13 protein-coding genes and 1 pseudogene are annotated in these 21,426 nt (G+C 69.7%); 8 read left to right on the top strand and 6 right to left on the bottom strand.

Annotation, left to right across the window (positions count from 1 at the left end; genetic code table 11):
- Positions 1-4: 4 nt before the first annotated feature.
- Together KHO18_RS12295 and KHO18_RS12290 are read right to left on the bottom strand one after the other, a co-directional pair.
- Positions 5-1,906 (bottom strand): hybrid sensor histidine kinase/response regulator, encoded by a 1,902-nt coding sequence (locus KHO18_RS12295; protein WP_211943277.1) that lies wholly within the window; start codon positions 1,904-1,906, stop codon positions 5-7.
- A gap of 325 nt (positions 1,907-2,231) precedes the next feature.
- Positions 2,232-2,414 (bottom strand): hypothetical protein, encoded by a 183-nt coding sequence (locus KHO18_RS12290; protein WP_092301406.1) that lies wholly within the window; start codon positions 2,412-2,414, stop codon positions 2,232-2,234.
- Between the two features lie 127 nt (positions 2,415-2,541).
- Here KHO18_RS12290 and KHO18_RS12285 point away from each other — a divergent pair, with 127 nt between their 5' ends.
- The 4 genes from KHO18_RS12285 (at position 2,542) to treY (ending at position 11,799) form a co-directional block, all read left to right on the top strand.
- Positions 2,542-5,148, top strand: a complete 2,607-nt coding sequence (locus tag KHO18_RS12285) for a glycogen/starch/alpha-glucan phosphorylase (RefSeq protein WP_377731592.1) — start codon at positions 2,542-2,544, stop codon at positions 5,146-5,148.
- Between the two features lie 388 nt (positions 5,149-5,536).
- Positions 5,537-7,162: a glycogen synthase GlgA gene (glgA, locus tag KHO18_RS12280; RefSeq protein ID WP_144196855.1), complete on the top strand. Its 1,626-nt coding sequence runs from the start codon at positions 5,537-5,539 to the stop codon at positions 7,160-7,162.
- 15 nt (positions 7,163-7,177) lie between these two features.
- Positions 7,178-9,148, top strand: a complete 1,971-nt coding sequence (treZ, locus tag KHO18_RS12275; RefSeq protein ID WP_144197151.1) for a malto-oligosyltrehalose trehalohydrolase — start codon at positions 7,178-7,180, stop codon at positions 9,146-9,148.
- A complete protein-coding gene (treY, locus tag KHO18_RS12270; protein ID WP_211943276.1) occupies positions 9,145-11,799 on the top strand; it encodes a malto-oligosyltrehalose synthase in 2,655 nt (884 codons plus the stop codon). Before treZ ends, treY begins: the two co-directional genes overlap by 4 nt.
- A 28-nt stretch (positions 11,800-11,827) precedes the next feature.
- Here the strand turns inward: treY and KHO18_RS12265 are convergent, their stop codons facing one another.
- Positions 11,828-12,829: an SDR family oxidoreductase gene (locus tag KHO18_RS12265; protein WP_211943275.1), complete on the bottom strand. Its 1,002-nt coding sequence runs from the start codon at positions 12,827-12,829 to the stop codon at positions 11,828-11,830.
- Positions 12,830-13,117: 288 nt separating this feature from the next.
- Here KHO18_RS12265 and ligD point away from each other — a divergent pair, with 288 nt between their 5' ends.
- The 4 genes from ligD (at position 13,118) to ku (ending at position 19,853) form a co-directional block, all read left to right on the top strand.
- Positions 13,118-15,787 carry a DNA ligase D gene (ligD, locus tag KHO18_RS12260; RefSeq protein ID WP_211943274.1) on the top strand — a complete coding sequence of 890 codons (2,670 nt, stop codon included), beginning with the start codon at positions 13,118-13,120 and terminating at the stop codon, positions 15,785-15,787.
- 191 nt (positions 15,788-15,978) lie between these two features.
- Positions 15,979-16,353, top strand: coding sequence for a hypothetical protein (locus KHO18_RS12255; protein WP_144196851.1), 375 nt, complete (start codon positions 15,979-15,981; stop codon positions 16,351-16,353).
- 230 nt (positions 16,354-16,583) lie between these two features.
- The gene (locus tag KHO18_RS12250; RefSeq protein WP_144196850.1) at positions 16,584-18,665 is read left to right on the top strand and encodes a hybrid sensor histidine kinase/response regulator; all 2,082 of its coding nucleotides are present in this window, start codon (positions 16,584-16,586) and stop codon (positions 18,663-18,665) included.
- A gap of 195 nt (positions 18,666-18,860) precedes the next feature.
- Positions 18,861-19,853 (top strand): non-homologous end joining protein Ku, encoded by a 993-nt coding sequence (gene ku / locus KHO18_RS12245; RefSeq protein ID WP_211943273.1) that lies wholly within the window; start codon positions 18,861-18,863, stop codon positions 19,851-19,853.
- 125 nt (positions 19,854-19,978) lie between these two features.
- Here the strand turns inward: ku and KHO18_RS12240 are convergent, their stop codons facing one another.
- The 3 genes and pseudogenes from KHO18_RS12240 to KHO18_RS12230 form a co-directional block, all read right to left on the bottom strand.
- Positions 19,979-20,464, bottom strand: coding sequence for a BON domain-containing protein (locus tag KHO18_RS12240; protein ID WP_144196848.1), 486 nt, complete (start codon positions 20,462-20,464; stop codon positions 19,979-19,981).
- 294 nt (positions 20,465-20,758) lie between these two features.
- Complete coding sequence (locus tag KHO18_RS12235; RefSeq protein WP_177220018.1) at positions 20,759-21,115, bottom strand: hypothetical protein; 357 nt, start codon at positions 21,113-21,115, stop codon at positions 20,759-20,761.
- Positions 21,116-21,228: 113 nt separating this feature from the next.
- Positions 21,229-21,426 (bottom strand): annotated as a pseudogene (locus tag KHO18_RS12230) (hypothetical protein); the annotation flags it as partial.

Raw genomic sequence — 21,426 nt, 5'->3', positions numbered from 1 at the left:
GACATCACTCCGCCCCATCCCCCGCCAGCGCGCGGCACAGCGCGTCGATAGACAGCGGCTTGACGAGGTGCGCGTCGAAGCCCGCCGCCAGCGTGCGCTTGCGGTCGTCCGAGGTACCGTGTCCGGTCAGGGCGAATATGCGCGTGCCGGTGCCATCGGTGCCATCGACGCGGGCTGTGTTGGCCGGATCGGGCCGCAGCACCGCCAGCACCTCGAAGCCGTTCATGTCCGGCATCTCCAGGTCGAGCAGCACCACGTCCGGGGCAAAGCCGCGCACCAGCTCCAGCGCCTGCGTGCCGCTATAGGCCGGGCGGGCCTCGTGGCCGAGCACGGTCAGCAGTTCGGCCATGCTGTCGGCGGAGTCCGCGCTGTCATCCACGATCAGGATGCGCAGCCCGGTGCAATCGGTGGGCGCCGCGCGCGGCACGGTGGCGCCGTCCATTTCCACCTCCGGCAGGATCACGGTGAAGGTGCTGCCGCGCCCCAGCCCGCCGCTGCTGGCCTGGATGGCGCCGCCATGCGCCTCCACCACGGCACGCGCCAGCGCCAGGCCGATGCCGAGCCCGCCGCGCTCGCCATCGTCGCCCTCCTGCGCGAACAGGTTGAAGATGCGGTCCAGCGCCTCCGGCGCGATGCCCTGCCCCGAGTCGCTGATGGCCGTGATCACGTTGCCGCCCTCGGTGGCCACGTGGAGCGAGACCGCGCCGCCGCGTGGCGTGTACTTGGTGGCGTTGCTCAGCAGGTTCAACAGCACCTGCCCCAGCCGGCCCGCATCGGCATTGACGAAGACCGGGCCGGCGGGCAGCGTGAGCGAGAAGCTCTGCCCTGCCGCCTCCAGCGCGGGCCGGATGGCTTCCACCGCCGACGTGACGATGTCGTTGACCATGGTCGGCACCGGCTGCACCTTGAGCTTGCCCGTGGTGACGCGGCCCACGTCCATCAGGTCGGTGACCAGCCGCGTCAGCAGTTGCAACTGGCGGCCGATGATCTCGGCGCAGTGGCGGGTGCGCGCATCCGTCGCGGGCATCAGGCGGATCACGTCCACGGCGTTGCGGATGGGCGCCAGCGGATTGCGCAGCTCGTGGGCCAGGATGGCCAGGAAGGCCTGCACGCGCCGGCCGGCGCCCTCCAGTTCCTCAAGCCGGGCCATGTCCGACATATCGCGCGCGGTCCACAGGATGCCCACCGGGCAACCGCCGGCATCGCGCAGCAGCGCCTGGCGGATGTGGCAGCGCACCAGCGCGCCGTCCTGCCGCTGCAGGCGCGCCTCGCCGGTCCACTGGCCGTTGGCGCGCACCTCGCCCAGCGTGGCGAGATCATGGCCGCTGGCCACGTCCTGGCGCGAATACAGCAGCGAGACCGGCCGGCCCACGGCCTCCTCCGCGCTGTAGCCGAACAGCGCGGCCGCGCCGCTGTTCCAGACGCGGATCTCGCCATCGAGGCCGAGTTCGCACACCGCCTGCTCGTGCAGCGTATCGAGCAGTTGCTGGTGGCGCGCCTCCACCTCCCGGGTGCGCTCCTCGGCGGCATAGCGGATGGTGATATCGCGGTAGACCACCGTGAAGCCGTCCTGGCCCCCATCGGCATCGGTCATCGCCTGGATGACCACGCTGGCATAGAACGCGGTGCCGTCGCGGCGCACGCGCCAGCCGCGTTCCTCGGCCCGGCCCAGCGTGCGGGCGGTGTCCAGCAGGCGCGCGGGCTCGCCGGACTGCACCGATTCGGGGGTATGAAAGCGGGCGAGCTGGCAGCCGGTCACCTCTTCTGCGGTGTAGAGCAAGGCACGTTCGGCGGCATCGCTCCATGTACGGACGCGCCCCTCGGGAGTGAGATCGAAGATGGCGACGTCATCCAGCGCGGCGAGCCAGGCACCCGCGCGCGCGGTCTGGGGTGCCGTGCCACGCATGGCCCCCGCAGCGGCAAGGCCCCCCTCCCCGATGGATGCGAGATCCGGCGTCTGCCGATCCGGCATAGGAATTCCCTCTCTGATGGCGTTGTCGTGATTATTCTTGGAAGCCAGGCTGAACAGGCTGAAGGCCAGGGGTGCGCCGGAGCCGGCAACTGGCGCTTCCATCATAGACGGTGCGCCCGCCCGCGCCATGGACGGGCGCCCACGGGCACCTTTACCTTTATCTTTATCTTTGCCGGCAATCCATGCAAAACCGCCGTCGGCGGTGAACCAGGCGGCGGTGAACCGGGCGGCGGTGACCGCGGTCTCTCGGCAATGGCAATCAGTAGTTCTCGACCGGCGGCTCGTCCGATTCGCTGTTGTGCCGCTTCACAGACGGCGGCACGGGATGCTTGTCAGGCAGGTTGCGCGCGGGTTGATCCCCTTTTTCCTTGTTGTGGTCGGGACACTGGTCGGGCCGGCGGTCTGGCCGGCGCGCGGGATCATGCGGAATATGGTTCGACATGCTGGGGGCCTCGTCGTCGCAGGAAATGGGTAGAACACCCAAGGGTAGGACACCCACGGGTAGACACCCATGACAAGGCAGCAGTTTCCATACCAGCCTGCTTTTTCAGCCTTTCAGGAGCCAAGTGATGAACGAAGCATCCCGGCTGCGGCCAGCACCCTCTGGTCCCTCCGCGGCCGCCGAGCCGGCGGACGACACCCGGACGTCGATGTCCAGCGCCACCATCCGGCGCGCCTTTCTCGATCACGTGTTCTACACCCAGGGCAAGCTGCCCGGCCACGCCAGCGGCAACGACCTCTACCAGGCGCTGGCCCACACCGTGCGCGACCGCCTGGTGCAGCGCTGGATCAGCACGGCCGAGGCCTACCAGAGCCAGCCATCGCGCACGGTGGCCTACCTGTCCGCCGAATTCCTGATGGGGCCGCACCTGGGCAACAACCTCGTCAACCTCGGCATCGTGGAGGCGGTGCGCGGCGCCATGGCCACGCTCAACCTGGACCTCGACCACATCCTCGCGCAGGAGGAGGAACCCGGCCTCGGCAACGGCGGCCTGGGCCGGCTGGCGGCCTGCTTCATGGATTCGCTGGCCACGCTGGAGATTCCGGCGCTGGGCTACGGCATCCGCTACGAGTACGGCATCTTTCACCAGAGCATCATCGACGGCATGCAGGTGGAGAGCACCGACACCTGGCTGCGCAACGGCAATCCGTGGGAGATTCAGCGCTCCGAATGGGCGGTGGAGGTGCGCCTCGGCGGGCATACCGAGCACTACACCGACGACCGGGGCCGCTACCGCGTGCGCTGGGTGCCGGCCAAGACGGTGGTGGGGGTGCCGTTCGACTCGCCGATCCTCGGCTACCGGGTCAACACGGTCAACACGCTGCGGCTGTGGCGCGCGGAGGCCACCGAGGCGTTCGACTTCCACACCTTCAACCGGGGCGATTACCTGGGCGCGGTGAACAAGAAAGTGACGTCGGAGAACCTTACCAAGGTGCTCTACCCCAATGACGAAACCCAGCAGGGCAAGGAGCTGCGGCTGGAGCAGCAATACTTCTTCGTGGCCTGCTCGCTGCAGGACATGCTGCGCCTGCTCGCCACCCAGGGCCTGCCGGTCACGCGCTTCCACGAGAAGTTCACGGTACAGCTGAACGACACCCACCCGGCGGTGGGCATTGCCGAGCTGATGCGGCTGCTGATCGACGACCATGGCCTGGCCTGGGACGAAGCCTGGCACATCACCCGCCGCGCCTTCGCCTACACCAACCACACCCTGCTGCCGGAGGCGCTGGAGCAATGGCCGCTGCCGCTGTTCCAGCGCATCCTGCCGCGCCATCTGGAAATCATCTACGAGATCAACGCGCGCTTCCTGGACGAGGTGCGCATCCGTTTCTATGGCGACGAATCGCGGCTGGCGCGGCTCTCGCTGATCAGCGAGCATGGTGAGCGCCACGTGCGCATGGCCCATCTGGCGTGCGTTGGCAGTCACACCATCAACGGCGTGGCGGAGCTGCATTCCCGGCTGATGCGCGAGGACGTGCTCAAGGATCTCTACGAGATGTGGCCCGAGAAGTTCACCAGCATCACCAACGGCGTCACCCCGCGCCGCTGGCTGGCGCTGGCCAACCCCCGGCTGACGCGGCTGGTCAGCGAGGCCATCGGCGACGGCTGGATCAAGGATCTCGGGCAGATCCGGGCGCTGGAGCCCTATGCCGACGACCCCTCTTTCAGGGAGCGCTGGCAGGCCGTGCGGCGCGAGAACAAGCAGGACCTGGCCCGGCTGGTGCGCGACGCCACCGGCGTGGTGGTGGACCCCAACTCGATGTTCGACGTGATGGTCAAGCGCATCCACGAGTACAAGCGCCAGCACCTGGCCGTGCTCCATATCATCGCGCTCTACCACCGCATCAAGTCCGATCCGCACGCGGACGTGCAGCCGCGCACCTTCCTGTTCGCCGGCAAGGCCGCGCCCGGCTACCACTACGCCAAGCTGATGATCCGCTTCGTCACCTCGGTAGCGGGCGTGGTCAACCGCGACCCCCAGGTGCGTGACCGCCTGAAGGTGGTGTTCCTGCCCAACTTCAACGTCACCCACGGCCAGAAGATCTACCCCGCCGCCGACCTCTCCGAGCAGATCTCGCTGGCCGGCAAGGAGGCTTCCGGCACCGGCAACATGAAGTTCGCGATGAACGGCGCCATCACCATCGGCACCATGGATGGCGCCAATATCGAGCTGCGCGACGCCATCGGCGCCGACAACTTCTTCCCGTTCGGCCTCAACGCGTCCGAGGTCTACGCGCTCAAGGCCGCGGGCTACCACCCCTCCACCTATTACGACAGCAGCCCCGAACTGCGCGCCGTGGTGGACCTGATCCAGCACGGCTTCTTCTCGAAGGGCGACGCCGCCGTGTTCCGCCCCCTGTTCGACGGCCTGCTCCAGCACGACCCCTACCTGCTGATGGCCGACTTCGCCTCCTACCTGCACTGCCAGCAGCAGGTCTCGGCCGCCTACGGCGACCCCGAGCGCTGGCAGCGCATGTCCGTGCTCTCCAGCGCGCGCTCCGGGCAGTTCTCGTCCGACCGGGCGATCGAGCAGTACTGCAAGCGCGTCTGGCACGCGCAGGCGGTGCCGGTGTGCCTGCTGCACCGGTCGAGCGGGCAGGTGCAGGGCGCCCGCCGCGCGGAGGCCGACGGCATCGGCACCTTCAGCGAGCGCTGCGGGGGCAGCGGATCGTAAATGCTCTCAACGGCGGCGGGCGCGGTAGTTTCTACAAGCGGGCGGGCACCTTATACACAACCCGGCCCCGCCGGGCCGCCCGCCCCGCCGCCAGCCCCCGCCGGCCACGACGCGGCGCGCCCGTCACGCAGTGCAGCATGCTGGCACGGAGTTCGCATTGCTGAAGCCGCGCGATTTTCTGGCGCCCTTCGCATCCCGGGTTGTTCGCTCGCCATCCGCCGGCTTCTGACTGCGCGGGTCGGTGGTCCCGGTGGTCCCGGTGGTCCCGGTGGTCTCATTTGCGACGGCGCCCTGCGCAGGCAAGACAAGAAGAACGAACCCGGCGCATGGCGGCAGGCAAGCCCGCCCGCGCGTTCGTTTCCAACCGACCTGGAAGCGGAGTCTCATCTTGAACGCGAACATCCTGTTTGTGGCGGCAGAGGCGCATCCCCTGGCAAAGACCGGCGGGCTGGCAGATGTGGTGGGCGGACTGGCGCAGGCGCTGCATCAGCGCGGCGCCGATGTCACGATCCTGATGCCCGGTTATCCCCGGGCCATGGCGGCGGCAAAGCACCTGCGCAGCCTCGGCGCGATCCGGCTGCCGATGGCGCTGCCGCCCGGCCACAGCCCGGCGCGGCTGCTGGAGGGCCAGGCGCCGGACAGCGGCGTGCGCGTGGTGCTGCTGGACTGCCCATCGCTCTACGACCGCCCCGGCTCGCTCTATGTGGACGCCACCGGGCGAGACTTCTGCGACAACGCCCAGCGCTTCGCCGCGCTGGCCCACGCCGCCACACTGGTCGCCGCCGGCGAGACGCCGCTGCCCGCGCCCCAACTGGTCCACGCGCACGACTGGCATGCGGCGCTCACGCCACTGCTGATGCGCGCGCGCGGCCTGCCGGTGCCCACGGTGGCCACCATCCACAACCTCGCCTTCCAGGGTGTGTTCCCGATGGAATGCGCCCCCGCGCTGGGCCTGCCGCCGGCCTGCCTGACGCCGGACGGCATCGAGTTCTGGGGCAAGCTCAATTTCCTGAAGGCCGGCATCCGCTACGCGGACCGCGTGACCACGGTGAGCCACACCTACGCGCGCGAGATCCTCACCGAACCCTTCGGCCATGGGCTGGACGGCTTGCTGCGCCACCGCGCCGACGTGCTCGGCGCCATTCCCAACGGCGTGGACACGGACGCGTGGTCGCCCCACGCCGACCGCCTGCTGCCGCAGCGCTACGACGCCCGCGACCTCGCCGGCAAGCGCGCCTGCAAGGCCGCGCTCCAGGCCCGCCATGGCCTGCCGCAGGCGCCGGACCGGCCCCTGATCGCCATGGGCAGCCGGCTCACGCACCAGAAAATGGCCGATGTGGCGGTGCTGGCGATGGAGGCCGCGCTGCGCCGCCATGACGATGTGCAGTTCGTGGTGCTGGGCTGCGGCGACCCGGCGCTGGAGGCGGCGTACCGCGCGCTCGGCGCCCGCCACCCGGACCGCGTGGGCATCTCCATCGGCTATCGCGAAGAAGACGCCCACCTGCTCCACGCCGGCGCGGACGCCCTGCTGCACGGCAGCCGCTTCGAGCCGTTCGGTCTCACGCCGGTCTACGCCATGCGCTACGGCACGGTGCCCATCGTCTCGCGCGTGGGCGGCATGGCCGACACCGTGCGCGACGTTGGCGAAGTCGGCGAGGACACCGCGCCCGCCCCACGCGCCACCGGTATCGTGTTCGATGGCGAATCGGTCGAAACGATGGGCGCCGCCATCGCGCGCGCACTAGACTGGTTCCACCGCCCCCGCCACTGGCGCGCGATGCAGCGCGCCGGCATGCAGACGGAGTTCGGCTGGGGGAGCCCGGCACAGCAGTATCTGGCGATGTACCGCGCGCTGGCGCCGGCCCTCGCCAACATGCCTGCCCCCGTGCCTGCCGCCGTGCCCGCCCTGCAGCCGGAAGCCATGGCGGCTCCCGCCGCGCGCCCGTCGCGCGTCCGCCGTCCCTCCCCGACCACGCCTGCCGTGGAACCGGTCACATCGGGCCTGCCGGCCTGAAGGTAGCGCACCATGATGTATGCCATGCCCGCGCCCGGCTCCGGCGCCCGGCCCGTCTCCCCGGTTCCGCAATGGCAGACGCTTGGCGCGGACACGCGCCTGCTGCCGTGTGACGATGAAGGCGCCGAGGCATACCGCTTCGGCCCCGTGCGGCTGGCCGATGGCCGCGTGCGCTTCCGCCTCTGGGCGCCGGACGCCGCCGCGCAGGACCAGCCCGTGCGGCTCGAAGTGGCCGGCATGACGCCAGTGATGATGGCGCCCACCGAACACGGCTGGTTCGAAGCCGTGACCGCCTGCTGCGACGGCGCGCGCTACTGGTTCCGGCTCGACGACGGCACCATCGTGCCGGACCCTGCCTCCCGGCTCCAGGCCGACGACGTGCACGGCGCCAGCGTGCTGTGCCAGCCGGCCGAGCCGTTCCCGTGGCAGCACACCGAGTGGCGCGGGCGCCCCTGGCACGAGGCCGTCATCTATGAAATGCACGTGGGGCTGGCCGGCGGCTACGCCGGGGCCACCGCGCAGTTGCACCGGCTGGCCGCGCTGGGCTTCACCACCATCGAACTGATGCCGCTGGCCGAGTTTCCCGGCGCGCGCAACTGGGGCTATGACGGCGTGCTGCCGTTTGCGCCCGAGCGCAGCTATGGCACGCCGGACGAACTCCGCACGCTGGTCGACACCGCGCACGGCCTGGGCATGATGGTGCTGCTCGATGTGGTCTACAACCACTTCGGCCCCGAGGGCAACTACCTGCACCGCTACGCCAGCCCGTTCTTCCGCACCGACCGCCAGACCCCCTGGGGGCCGGCCATCGACTTCCGGCGCCCGGAGGTGCGGCGCTTCTTTGGCGAGAGCGCGCGCTACTGGCTCGAATCGTTCCGCTTCGACGGCCTGCGGCTGGACGCCGTGCATGCCATCGAGGACGAAGGCTGGCTGCCGCAGCTGGCGCACGACCTGCGCCAGTGCCTGCCGGGCCGCCATCTGCACCTGGTGCTGGAGAACGACCACAACGACGCGGCGCTGCTGGCTGCCGGCTACGACGCCCAGTGGAACGACGACGCCCACCACGCGCTGCACGTGCTGCTGACCGGCGAGCACGACGGCTACTACAAGGAGTACCACGCCAGCCTGCCCGAGAGCGTGGCGGTAAAGGTGGGCGACGACAAGGCGGCCAGCACGCCGCCGATCCGCCACCTCGCCCGGGTACTGGCCGAAGGCTTCGCGTGGCAGGGCGAGGTGTCGCCCCACCGCTCCGGCGACGAAAACGGCCCGCTGCAGGGCCGCGAGGTGCGGCGCGGCCAGCCCAGCGCGCATCTGCCGCCCACGGCCTTCGTCACCTTCCTCCAGAACCACGACCAGACCGGCAACCGCGCCTTCGGCGAGCGGCTGGCCAGCCTGGCCGAGCCGGACGCGCTGCGCGCCGCCGTGGCGCTGCAACTGCTCTGCCCGCAGATCCCGCTCGTTTTCATGGGCGAGGAGCACGGCGCACGCACGCCATTCCTGTACTTCACCGATCACCCGCCCGAACTGGCCCGGGCCGTGCGCGACGGCCGCCGGCGCGAATTTGCGGCGTCCGAAGCCTTCCGCGACGACACCCGCTCGGCACAGATCGCCGATCCCAACGCGCCGGAGACCTTCGAAGCCTCCCGCCCGATCTGCGACGACACCGACGGCTATTGCCGCGCGTGGAACCACTACTACGGCGAGCTGCTGTCCATCCGCCGCAACGAGCTGATGCCGCGCCTGCGCAACGCCCGCGCCGATGGCGTGACCGTGCTGGGCGACAAAGCCCTTGTGGCGCGCTGGCGGCTGGGCGACGGCAGCCGGCTGTCGATCTGGCTGAATCTGGGCGAGGAGCCCGTGGTGGTGGACTGCGAAGGCGGTGGCGGCGGCGCGATGATCCACGCCAGCCAGCCCGGCGCCATCGCCACGCTGGCTGCCGGCACGCTGCCGGAACACTGCTGCGTGACCTGCCTGCAACGCCCATGACCGACCTCGACCACGCCGGCGTGCCGCGCGCCACCGCGCGCCTCCAGCTGCACGCGGGGTTCACCTTCGCCGATGCCGAGGCGCTGGTGCCCTATTACGCCGGGCTGGGCGTCAGCCACCTGTATCTATCGCCGGTCACCACGGCGCGCCCCGGCTCCACCCACGGCTACGACGTCACCGATTTCACGCAGGTCAACCCGGAACTGGGCGGCGAAGCTGGCCTGCTGGCGCTGGCCACGCGCGCCCGCGCGGCGGGGCTGGGTCTGGTGGTGGACATCGTGCCGAACCATATGGCTGCCGATGCCACGCACAACGGCTGGTGGCGCGACGTGCTCGCGCACGGCCAGCGCAGCGCCCATGCGCAATATTTCGACATCGACTGGCAGCCGGCCGACCCCGCGCTGCACGGCAAGGTGCTGCTGCCGATCCTCGGCGACCCCTACTGGGACACGCTGGCCTCGGGCGCGCTCCGGCTGGAGCGGCCCCCGGGCGGGCCGGCCACGCTGCGTTATGGCGACCACAGCCTGCCGCTGGCCGAGCCGATGCCCGAGCCGATGCCCGACATGGCTGCGCCGGGCGACCCGAGCACTCCCGAGGGCCTGCACGCGCTGCTGGAGCGCCAGCACTACCGGCTGGCGTGGTGGCGCACCGGCGCCGCCGAGCTGAACTGGCGGCGCTTTTTCGAGATCACCGAGCTGGTTGGCGTGAGGGAGGAAAACGCGGACGTGTTCGAGGCCGTCCACGCGCTGGCCTTCCGCCTCTATGCCGAAGGCTGGGTGGACGGGCTGCGCGTGGATCATGTCGATGGGCTGGCCGACCCGGCGGGCTACTGCCGGCGCCTGCGCGCCCGGCTGGACCTGCTGCGCCCCGGCCGCCCCGCCGAGGGCGCCCGCGCGCACCCGTGGATCGTGGTGGAAAAGATCCTGGGCGAGGACGAACCGCTGCCCGCCGACTGGGGCGTGGACGGCACCACCGGCTACGACTTCATGGACGAGGTGGCTGCCGTGCTCCACGACGCCAGCGGCGAAGGCGCGCTGAACATGCTGTGGATGCGCATCAGCGGCGACAGCCGGCCCTACCCGGACTATGTGAAGTCGGCCCGCCACCGCGTGATCGCCCGGCACCTCGTGGCCGAGATCGACGCGATCTGCACGCGCCTGCACGCGCTGGCGCGCTCGGCACCGGCCACGCGCGACCTCAGCGCTCACGCACTGCGCCACGCGCTGACCGCCTTCCTCGCCGCAGTGCCGGTTTATCGCAGCTACTACACCGCCTCGCCACATGGCGCGGACCCAGATGCGCGGGCCTTCGACGACGCCATGGTCGCCTCTGCCGCCGCGCAGGCGCGCACCCACCTCGCCCCGGACGAGGCGGCGGCGCTCGACTTCCTGCTCGGCTGCCTGCAAGGCGATGCCGGGGCGGACACCCCAGCCGACACCCCAGCGGACACCCCGGCCAGCGCCATCCGCACCCGGCTGCAACAGGTCATGCCAGCGCTGGCGGCCAAGTCCACGGAAGACACCGCCTTCTATCGCTACGGCCGGCTGCTGTCCCGTAACGAAGTGGGCAGTTTTCCCGGCACGCTGGCGCTGGCGCCGGAACGGTTCCACGCGCGCATGGCGCACCGCCAGGCGCACTGGCCGCACGCGATGCTGACCGTGGCCACGCACGACCACAAGCGCGGCGAGGACGCGCGCATGCGGCTGGCGGTACTGAGCGAGATGGCCGGGACGTGGGCCGAGGCCGTGGCCGGCTGGGAAGCGCAGATCGGCCCGCTGCTGGTGGCCTCCCCCAAGGGGCCGGACGGCACCGACCGCGCGATGCTCTACCAGACGCTGCTGGGCGCCTGGCCGGCGGAGCCCGGCGCGCTGGCGAGCGAGGACGCCCAGCGCGAGTTCATCGCCCGCATTCTGGCGTGGCAGCGCAAGGCCATCCGCGAAGCCAAGCGCCACGGGAGCTGGACCCATCCCGACGAGGCCTACGAGGCCGCCTGCGAAGCCTTCCTGGCGGCGCTTGGCATGGGTGCGAAAGACAGTGGGGAAGACAGCGTGCTGGAGCATATCGGCCGCTTCGCGGACCGCATCGGCCCGGCCGCCGCGCTCAACAGCCTTGCCCAGACGCTGCTCGCGCTGACGGCGCCCGGCGTGCCGGACTGCTATCAGGGCAACGAGGGCTGGGACTTCAGCCTTGTCGATCCCGACAACCGGCGCCCGCCGGACTACGCGCTGCTTCAGGCGCGCCTGGAATGCCGGGCCGGCTGGGCGCAGTGGCTGGCGCGCTGGCGCGATGGCCGCATCAAGCAGCAGTTGATCCGGTCGGTGCTGGCGTACCGGGCCGAACAGCCGGCGCTGTTCAGCCGGGGCGAGTACACCGCGCACGCGGCCACCGGCAAGCTGGCGCCGCAGGTGCTGGCGTTCTCGCGCCGCTGCGGGCCGGTGGAAGCGATGGTCATCGTGACGCGGCTGGCCGCCGCCCATGTGGACCCGGCGCTACCCCGCATTCCGCCCCATTGCTGGGGCGACACCGCGCTGCATGCCGAGGGGGATTGGGTCGATGTGCTGACCGGCCACGCGGTGCCGTCCCACGCGGGCTATGTGCGCGTGAAGGACGCGCTGGCCAGCCTGCCGGTGGCGCTGCTGGTGCGGGCTTGAATCGACAACCGGCCCGCACCCTCTCACCCTAGCGCCGCCTCAGTTGCACCAGCCCCGCCATCGTCGCCGCCGCGCCCACCATCAGCGCCGTCGTCAGCAGCGGATGCCGGGCCGACGTCGTGTACGGGCAGGACTGGATCGCCTTGCGGTTGCCAGTGCGCTCCCGCAGGCAGTTGCCAGCCTCGTAGAGCGTGTTGTCCTCGCGCGGGCCGGCCGGGTCGCGCGTCTGCTGGGCGCGGCTCATGAAGCGGCTCATGAAGCGGTCGAACGCGTGCGGCGCATGGTAGGCGGCGGCGGAGAATGCCTTGGCGGAGGCGCCCACGAACATGTCCCGGCGCGGGTGCGCGGCGGCGAACAGGATCGCGTCGGCGGCCATCGCGGGGTCATAGAGCGGCGCCGCCAGTTTCGGCTCCACGTGCAGGAAGTTCTTGGCGTGGCTGACCATCGGCGTCTCCAGCCCGGCGGGCTTGATCAGCGTCACCGAGATGGGCGCCTTTTCCTGCTCCAGTTCCAGCCGCAGCGTGTCCGTGAAACCCTTGATGGCGTGCTGGGAGGCCGCATAGGCACCCTGCAGCGGCATGGCGCAGTCGGACGCCTCGCTGCCCATGTTGATGATCGCCCCGCCATGCTGGCGCAGGTGCGCGGCCGCGGCCAGCGAGCCGTGCACCACGCCCCAGTAGTTGGTGTCGAACAGGCGGCGCTGGTCTTCCAGCGGCACGTCGTCATGGCGGCCGAAGATGGTCACGCCGGCATTGTTGACCCAGGTGTCGAAGCCGCCGAACCGCGCGATGGCCGCCTCCGCCAGCTGGGCCACGTCGTCCTGGTTGCCCACGTCGGTCTTGACGGTAATGACCTCGGTCCCGTGTTCGCGCAACTCCTCGGCCAGTTTGTGCAGCACGTCCTCGCTGCGCGCCGCCAGCACGAGCCGGGCGCCGGCGGCAGCCGCCTTGCGCGCGGTGATCAGGCCCACGCCGCTGGTGGCACCCGTCAGCACGATGACCTGCGAGCCAATTGGTTTCAGGGGTCTCATTTCCGTGTCGTCCTCTGCGCCCGGTTCGGATGGGATGCGGCGCGCGGGCATCCGGGCTGCTGCGGGCGCACTGTTGACGCTGACGACACTGTGGCGTGTCTCCCCTGTCGAGTCCGCAAGTCCCGTTCCCGGCTGGCGGCGGCGACACGCCGATGTGCGGCGCAGCATCGGGGGTCAGGAATTACAACAACGGGTAAGCGGCGCCGTGTAGGACGGCTCCCGCTTTCGCAAGCGGCGTGTGCTGCATAAGCTGAAAGCCGCAGCCCCGCCGCCTCCGAAGGACACACCATGGCTCAACCTACCCGTGCCACCCGTGCCGCCGACCCCGCTCCGGACGCCGCCGAACCGCTCGGCAAATACCGGCGCAAGCGCGACTTCGCGGCCACGCCGGAGCCCAGCGGGGGCAAGGCAGCCAAGGGAACCAAGACCGCCCGCAAGCGCGCGGCGCCGGCGCTGTCCTTCGTGGTCCAGAAACACGCCGCGCGGCGGCTCCACTACGACTTCCGGCTCGAACTGGACGGCACGCTGAAGAGCTGGGCGGTGCCCAAGGGGCCGAGCTACGACCCGGCCGACAAGCGCATGGCCGTGCACGTGGAGGACCACCCGCTCGATTACGCCAACTTCGAGGGCGTGATTCCGGCCGGACACTACGGCGCCGGCACGGTGATCGTGTGGGACCGGGGCACCTGGGTGCCCGACGGCGACCCGGCCGCCGCCCATCGCGCCTATCGGGACGGCAAGCTCAAGTTCGAACTGCGCGGGGAGAAGCTCAAGGGCCACTGGACCCTCGTACGCATGCGCGGCAAGCGCCAACGTGACGACCAACGCGACGACCAGCGCGACAACAACGGCTGGCTGCTGATCAAGGAGCGCGACGAGTACGCGCAGGCCGCGTCGGCCTTCAATGTGGTGGACGCCATGCCGGACAGCGTGCTGGCCGGCACGGCCAGGGCGGCGAAGAAGGCTGCAAAGAAGGCACCGGCCAAATCGGCCAAGTCAGCAGCCGCCAAGAAGGCCAAGGCCCGCGACCTCCCCGCCCTGCCCGAGGGCGCCAAGAAAGCCAAGCTGCCACTGGCGCTGGCACCCCAGCTCGCCACGCTGGTGGAGAAGGCACCGGCCGACAGCAGCCAGTGGCAGTACGAGATCAAGTTCGACGGCTACCGCGTGCTGGCCCGGATCGATGGCGACGACGTGCGCCTGTTCACGCGGCAGGGCAACGACTGGACGTCGAAGCTGCGCGCCCTGGCGGCGGAGATCCGCACGCTGGGCCTGCCCGACGGCTGGCTGGACGGCGAGATCGTGGTGGTGGACGCGCAGGGCATCACCGACTTCCAGGCGCTGCAGAACGCGTTCGAGACCTCGCGCGCGGACGCCATCCAGTTCTACGCCTTCGACCTCCCCTACTACGCCGGCCACGACCTGCGCGCCGTGCCGCTGGACCAGCGCCGGCTGCTGCTGCGCCGGCTGTTCGAGGCCAACACCGCGCCCCGGCTCCATTTCAGCGAGAGCTTCGAGGCCAGCCCGGACGAGATGCTCGCTGCCGCCTGCCGCATGAAGCTGGAAGGCGTGATCGGCAAGCGCAACGACGCGCCCTACGTCAGCACGCGCGCCAACACGTGGATCAAGCTCAAATGCACGCTGCGGCAGGAGTTCGTGATCGGCGGCTTTACCGACCCGAAGGGCAGCCGCAGCGGGCTCGGCGCCCTGCTGCTGGGCGTGCACGACGCGCAGGGCAAGCTGCGCTACGCCGGCAACGTCGGCACCGGCTTCGACACCGCGATGCTCGGCACGCTGCGCAAGCAGCTCGACCCGCTGGTGACGGACGCCCCGCCGTTCGACGACCTGCCGCGCGGCATTCGCGGCCACTGGGTCAAGCCAAAGCTGGTAGCGGAGGTGTCCTTCGGCGCCTGGACCAGGGAGGGCCGCGTGCGGCATGCGGTGTTCCACGGCCTGCGCACGGACAAGCCGGCCGGCGCGGTCTCGGTAGAGAAGCCGGCGGCGGCGGCGAAATCGGCCAAGTCGGCAGCAAAGAAAGCCCCGGCCAGGAAAGCCCCGGCCAAGGAGACCATCGGCAAGATCGTCGTCAGCCATGCGGACCGGGTCATCGACACCTCCACCGGGCTGACCAAGGGCGACCTCGTGCGCTACTACGCCAGCGCGGCCGGGCTGATGCTGCCCTACCTCAAGGGCCGGCCGATTGCACTGGTGCGCGCGCCGTCCGGCGTGGAGGGCGAGCAGTTCTTCCAGCGCCATGGCGACACCCTCAAGATCGATGGCGTGCGCCCGCTCGACCCCAAGCTCTGGCCCGGCCATCCGCCGCTGCTGGAGATCGCCACGGAGGCCGCCATCGTGGCGGTGGCGCAGCTCAATGTGGTGGAGTTTCACACCTGGAACGCGGTGGCGCGCAGCCTCGACAAGCCGAACCGGATCATTTTCGACATCGACCCCGGCGAGGGCGTGAAATGGCCGGCCATCCAGGAGGCCGCCGCGCTGACCAAGGGGCTGCTGGACGAACTGGGGCTGCAAAGCTTCCTGAAAACCAGCGGCGGCAAGGGCCTGCACGTGGTGGTGCCGCTGGCGCCGCGGGCGAACTGGGGCTGGGAGCCGGTGCGGGACTTCGCCCAGGCCGTGGTGCAGCACATGGCGGCCACTATTCCGGACCGTTTCGTGGCCAAGAGCGGGCCGCGCAACCGGGTTGGCAAGATTTTCATCGATTACCTGCGCAACGGTGTCGGGGCTACCACGGCTGCCGCGTTCTCGGCACGTGCGCGGCCCGGGCTGGGCGTGTCCGTGCCGGTGGCCTGGGAGGAGCTGGGCGACCTGACCTCGGCGGCGCACTGGACCATCGCCAACGTGGGCCCGCGCCTTGAGGAAATGGCCCGGCATGACCCGTGGGCCGGGCACGACGCCGTGCGCCAGACGCTGACCCAGGCCAGCAGGCGGCTGGCCGGGTCCTGAGCGCCGGCCGGACCACCCCGAACCCCACTCGCCCGCTCCGGTCAGCTGTCCGGCTCCGTATGTCCGGCTCCGTATGTCCGGCTCCGTATGTCCGGCTCCGTCTGTCAGCGTCTCGGCATGTGCGGCACGCTTCTTGCCAGTCCCATCGGAAAACCCCCGCCGACGCCGGCACACAAGACGAGGCAAATCCGATGAGACATCTTCCTGATCCATGGTTCTCCAACGACTTCTGGCAACGCGCCGTGCTGGGCGGGCTGACGTTGGCACTGGCCTTCCTGCTGGTCTCCACCGCCGAGGCCAAGCTCCCTCCCCCCACCGCTGAACAACAGCAGGCAGCCGAGGCCAAGAAGGCCAAGGAAGCCGAGGAAGCCAAGGTGCAGGCGGCTCAACTGGCCCAGGTGCAGGACAAACTGGCCGCCCGCTTCGGCAAGGGCCCCAGCGCGGGCGGGCAGACCCCGGAGAGCAAGTTGCCGCAAAAGGCGGTCGAGGCACCCGGCTCGGCAGGCCCGCAAGGCGGCACCTCGCCCAGCGCGGAAGCGCATAGCGGCGAGGCGCAGCGCAAATGACGGCCACTCGAACTGCCAATCACACGTGAATTTATCGCCACTTTTCAAGCCTGAACGGCGCATGTCGAAACTACAACGGAACCGGGCTGTATGCAGGTAATTATTACAATACGATCCTTATTCCCGACACCTGACGCCGCGTCTCCGGCACGTCCGGCCGGCCTTGCCACGCGTGGCGCACTCCGGGCATCCGTCTTCACTATCGCGGCCGATCCTGCCGCCTGCCAGCCATGAACGCCTCGACCGCCCACACCAGCCGGCGCCCGCTGATTCTCAACGTGGAGGATCGTGAGGGACCGCGCTACGTCAAGAGCCGGATCCTGCACCGGGCCGACTTCTCCGTGCTGGAAGCGTCGACCGGCCAGGCCGCGCTGTCGCTGGTCCGCCAGCACACCCCGGACCTCGTGCTGCTGGGCACCCAGTTGCCCGACGTGGACGGGCTGGAAGTCTGCCGCCTGATCAAGAACGACCCGCAAAGCGCGCGTACGCTGGTGCTGCTGACGTCACCCGGCGTCTCGGATTCCCACCGGCGCGTGCAAGCCCTTAACGGCGGTGCCGACAGCTTCCTGATCGAGCCAGTGGAGTCCGAGGAACTGGTTTCCAGCATCAACGCCCTGTTGCGCATGCGCGGGGCCGAGGATGCCTTCCGTCGCACCTCACAGGCGCTGCACGAGAACGAGGACCTGTTCCGCCAGTTGGCGGAGGCGCTGGCCGATGTGGTCTGGATTCTCGACCCCACCACCGGGCGCTTCCTGTTCGTCAGCCCCTCGTTCGAATCGCTCTGGGGCCGTCCGGCGCAATCGGTGCTGCAAGACCCGCACCGCTGGCTCGAATGGGTACTGCCCGAGGAACGCTCGCGCATGGAAGCCGAATGGCAGAGCATGCTGCGCGACGGCCGGCTGGACACCGAATTCCAGCTCGAACGCCCTAACGGCGAGATCCGCGAAGTCCATATGCGCGCCTTCCCGGTGCGCGGCGCGGATGGCCGCTGCCTGCGCGTGGCGGGCATCTGCCAGGATGTAACGCGCCACAAGCGCGCCGAGCGCACGCTGCATAACGAGGAACGCCGCAAGGACGAATTCCTCGCCATGCTGGCCCACGAACTGCGCAACCCGCTGGCGCCGATGCGCAGCGCGGTAGACATGCTCCAGCAGTTCTCCCCGAGCCGCGAGGACATGTTCCGCGCGCGCGACATCATCGGCCGGCAGCTGCATCACCTCACCCGGCTGGTGGACGAACTGCTCGACGTGTCCCGCTTCAACCAGGGCAAGATCACGCTGCGGCGGGATCTGGTGGAGTTGCGCGGCGCGCTGAACACGGCCGTGGAGACTGTGCGCCCGCTGCTGGAGGAACGCCAGCACGCGCTGCGGCTGTCGCTGCCCGAGCAGCCGCTGCCGATTCGCGGCGACATGGTGCGCCTGACCCAGATCTTCGCCAACCTGCTGCATAACGCCGCCAAGTACACGCCCGAGGGCGGCACGCTGGCCGTGGAGGCCGCCGCGGCCGATGGCAAGGTGATCGTGCGCGTGAGCGACAACGGCGCCGGGCTCTCCCCGTCGCTGCAACGGCAACTGTTCGATCCACTGGCGCCGGAGTCCGGCAACCCGCTGGAGGAGATGCCGACCCCGGACGCCACCTCGATCGGCGCAGCCAATCTCGCGGCCAGCCCGGCCCCGGGCCTGAACGCGCTGCACGCCGAGCACGATGACCGGCACGGCGACGCGCCCCGGCCGTGCGAGCCTGCCTCGGACAACGAAGCCTTTGCCACGCGCGAGGGCGCCGGCATCGGCCTGACGCTGGTGCAGAAGCTGGTCACGCTGCATGGCGGCCGGGTCAGCGCCGAGAGCCCGGGCCGCAACCTGGGCAGCACCTTCGTCGTGGAACTGCCCGTGGAACCGTGGCAGAACTGGCACCCGCCGACCGGGAAAGCGCGCCCGCAGCCGGGCGCCGCGCACACCATCATGCTGGTTGATGACAACGCCGATGCGCTGGAGGCCATGACCATGACGCTGGAGACGCTCGGCCACACCGTGGTGACGGCGCCCGACGGCCAGAGCGCCGTGGCGTGCGCGGCCAGCGTGCGGCCGGACGTGGTGCTGCTGGACCTGGGCATGCCGACCATGGACGGCTTCGAGACCGCGCGCCGGCTGCGCGAGATTCCCGAACTGCGCCACGCGCGCATCGTGGCGCTGACCGGCTTCGGCCAGCCCGACGACCGCCGGCGCACCCGCGCGGCGGGGTTCGACCTGCATCTGGTCAAACCCGCCGACCTCGGTGCCCTGACCCGCATGCTCGATGAACTAGACGCCTGACCAAGGAGCCTCATGCTGGATCTGCCCCTGCCCCTGCCCCTGCACCTGCACATCACGCCCGAGCCCGATATCGTGCCCCCGAAACCCGAGGCCCCGCCGCCGGAGCCGCCGCCGGGTCCGCCCGAGCCGGTCAGCGATCCGCCCCCGGGCGATCTCCCGCCCCCACCGCCGCAGCGCGCCTAGGGCCACCGGGGCATGTCCCGCATCATCTGGAAGGGGGCCATCAGCTTTGGCCTCGTCAATATCCCGGTCGCGCTGAAGGCTGCCTCGCGCAGCCACACGCTTGACCTCGACCTGCTGGACCAGCGCGACATGGCGCCGGTGGGCTACCAGCGCATCAACAAGCACACCGGCAAGGTCATCGACAACGAGCACATCGTCAAGGGCTACCAGTACGAGAAGGACGAGTACGTGCTGCTGAGCGACGAGGATTTCCGGCAGGCCAATGTCGAGGCCACGCAGACGGTGGATATCGTCAGCTTCGTGGAGGCGGACAGCATTCCGCCCTACTACTTCGACACCCCCTACTACCTGGAGCCGGACAAGCGCGGCGAGCGCGGCTACGCGCTCTTGCACGAGACCCTGCGCAAGACCGGCCGCGCCGCGCTGGCGCTGGTGGTGCTGCGCAACCGCCAGCACCTGGCGGCGCTGCTGGTGGTGGGCAAGGCGCTGGTGCTGAACACGATGCGCTTTGCGGACGAGGTGGTGCCAATCGAGGATCTGAGTCTCCCCAAGGGGGGCAAAGGCAAGGCGGCGAGCCCGCGCGAGGTGACCATGGCCACCAAGCTGGTGGAGGACATGAGCGAGGACTGGAAGCCCGAGCAATACCGCGACACCTATCGCGACGATTTGATGGCCCGCATCCACGCCAAGATCAAGGCCGGCAAGACGCACCTGCTGACGCCGGCATCCGAGGAGGCGGCGCCGAGCGGCAAGGGCGCCAAGGTTATCGACATGATGGCGCTGCTCAAGCAGAGCATCGGCCACCGTGGGCACGCGGGCGTACGGCCGGCTACCCGCAACGCGGATCTTCAGGACGACGAGGAAGAGGAAGGCGACAACAAGCCGGCGCGGAAGAAGACGGCGGCGAAGAAGGCATCGGCCAAGAAAACGGCGACAAAGAAAGCGGCGCCGAAGAAAGCCGCAGCCAGAAAGGCCGCTCCCGCCAAAAAGCGCAAAGCGGCTTGACCTGGGTCAACGCCGCAAGAGCCCCAAAAAGAGCCGCGGTACGTGGGATGACCGCGGCTCCGCGCAGAGGGCGACGACGAGGTCGCCACGCAAAAACTAGCGCGTGTACATAAACGGCGTGTGCATTAACGCGACGACACCTTCAGGTTGTCGCGCACCGAACTCACACCCTCCACCGACCGCACGGTCTCCAGCGCCATCTCGTGCTGGTCCTTCGTCGGCACCGTGCCGGTCAGGGCCACCACGCGGTCCTTGGTCTTCACGTGGATGCCGGTGGACTTGAGATCCTTGGTGGCCAGCAGCTTGGTCTTGACCTTGGTGGTCAGCGCGCTGTCCGTGACGGCCTGCTTGGTGTTGTCCACGCCCTTGTCCACACTGGCATCCAGCTTGGCGTCAGTGGTAGCGGCGGGACGCTTTTCCTTGTCACCCTCGGTATGGCCAGGCATGCCCGGCGCATTGTTGGCCGGCGGGGCCGCGCTGTTGTCGCTGCGGACGCCGGTGTCGGCCACCTTGATAAAGCCGCCGCCCCCCATCTCCAGGGCATGCGCGCCACCCGCAGCGGCGAGCGCGGCGGTCATCAATGCAATACGCAGGGTCTGTGCTGTCTTCATGCTCGATCTCCTTTTCGTGGAAGTGACAGCCACTGTTCCGCACATCGCGTGCCAGATCGGCCAAATGACGCGTGGACGGGGCCTGGCGGCGATTTCGAGCCCCGGGACGGCGTGGGCGCATCGCCCGACCGGTAAAAACACGGCACGCGTTGTAAATCGGCGCACATGGGGAGCCACGCATGCGTTACCTGTATGTCTGACAGATGCCATACCCCCGACATTCGCGGCCCCGGCGGGGATGGCACGGCCATTGCAACTCTGGGCCTGCGGCAGCCTCGCCGCGCGACATGGAGACTAGCAATGGGACAGCAGCAACAGGGGAACCAATCCCAACCGGGCCAGAAGCAGCAAGAGCAGCAGCAACCCGGCCAGCGCGGTAACCAGCAAGGTGGCAGCCAGGACCAACAACGCGAAGGCGGGGGCCAGATGGGCAACCAGGACCAACGCGGTGGTCAGCAGCAACAGGAGTCCGGCCGTCAAGGCCAGCAGGGCGGACAACAGGGCGGCCAGCAAGGACAACAAGGCCAGCAAGGTGGCCAGAAGGACCAGGACAAGAGCCGCCAGCCGTAAGTCGGCGCCCTCTTCGTTTTTTCTTCGTTTTTCCGGACCCCGCGCGGCATTTCCACGGTTGCCGCAGCGCGCTGAAATCAAGGCGCGGCAGATGAACGGGGTCCACCGCCGGGGCACTCGCAAGGGTGCCCCGGCGTCTTTCTTACCATCCTCTATATATAGGCAGCTTGCCCGGACCAAGCCTGGACCAAGCGTCAGGCGAGCCGGCTGGCCACGCGCCCGATGGCCTGCCGCCATACCTCGCGGTCGCGCGCCAGGTAGTCGGCCGCCTGCGCGCCAGTGAGCGCCAGCGGCTCGGCGCCATCCTGCCCGAGGCGTTGCTGCAGTGCCGGCGTGCGCAGCAGCCGCGTGAAGCGGTCCGCCAGCGCCGCGCAGGCGCGCGCCGGCATGCT

This window comes from Cupriavidus campinensis (genome assembly GCF_905397395.1).
GTDB lineage: Bacteria > Pseudomonadota > Gammaproteobacteria > Burkholderiales > Burkholderiaceae > Cupriavidus > Cupriavidus campinensis.
This window is presented reverse-complemented; position numbering and strand designations above follow the sequence as displayed.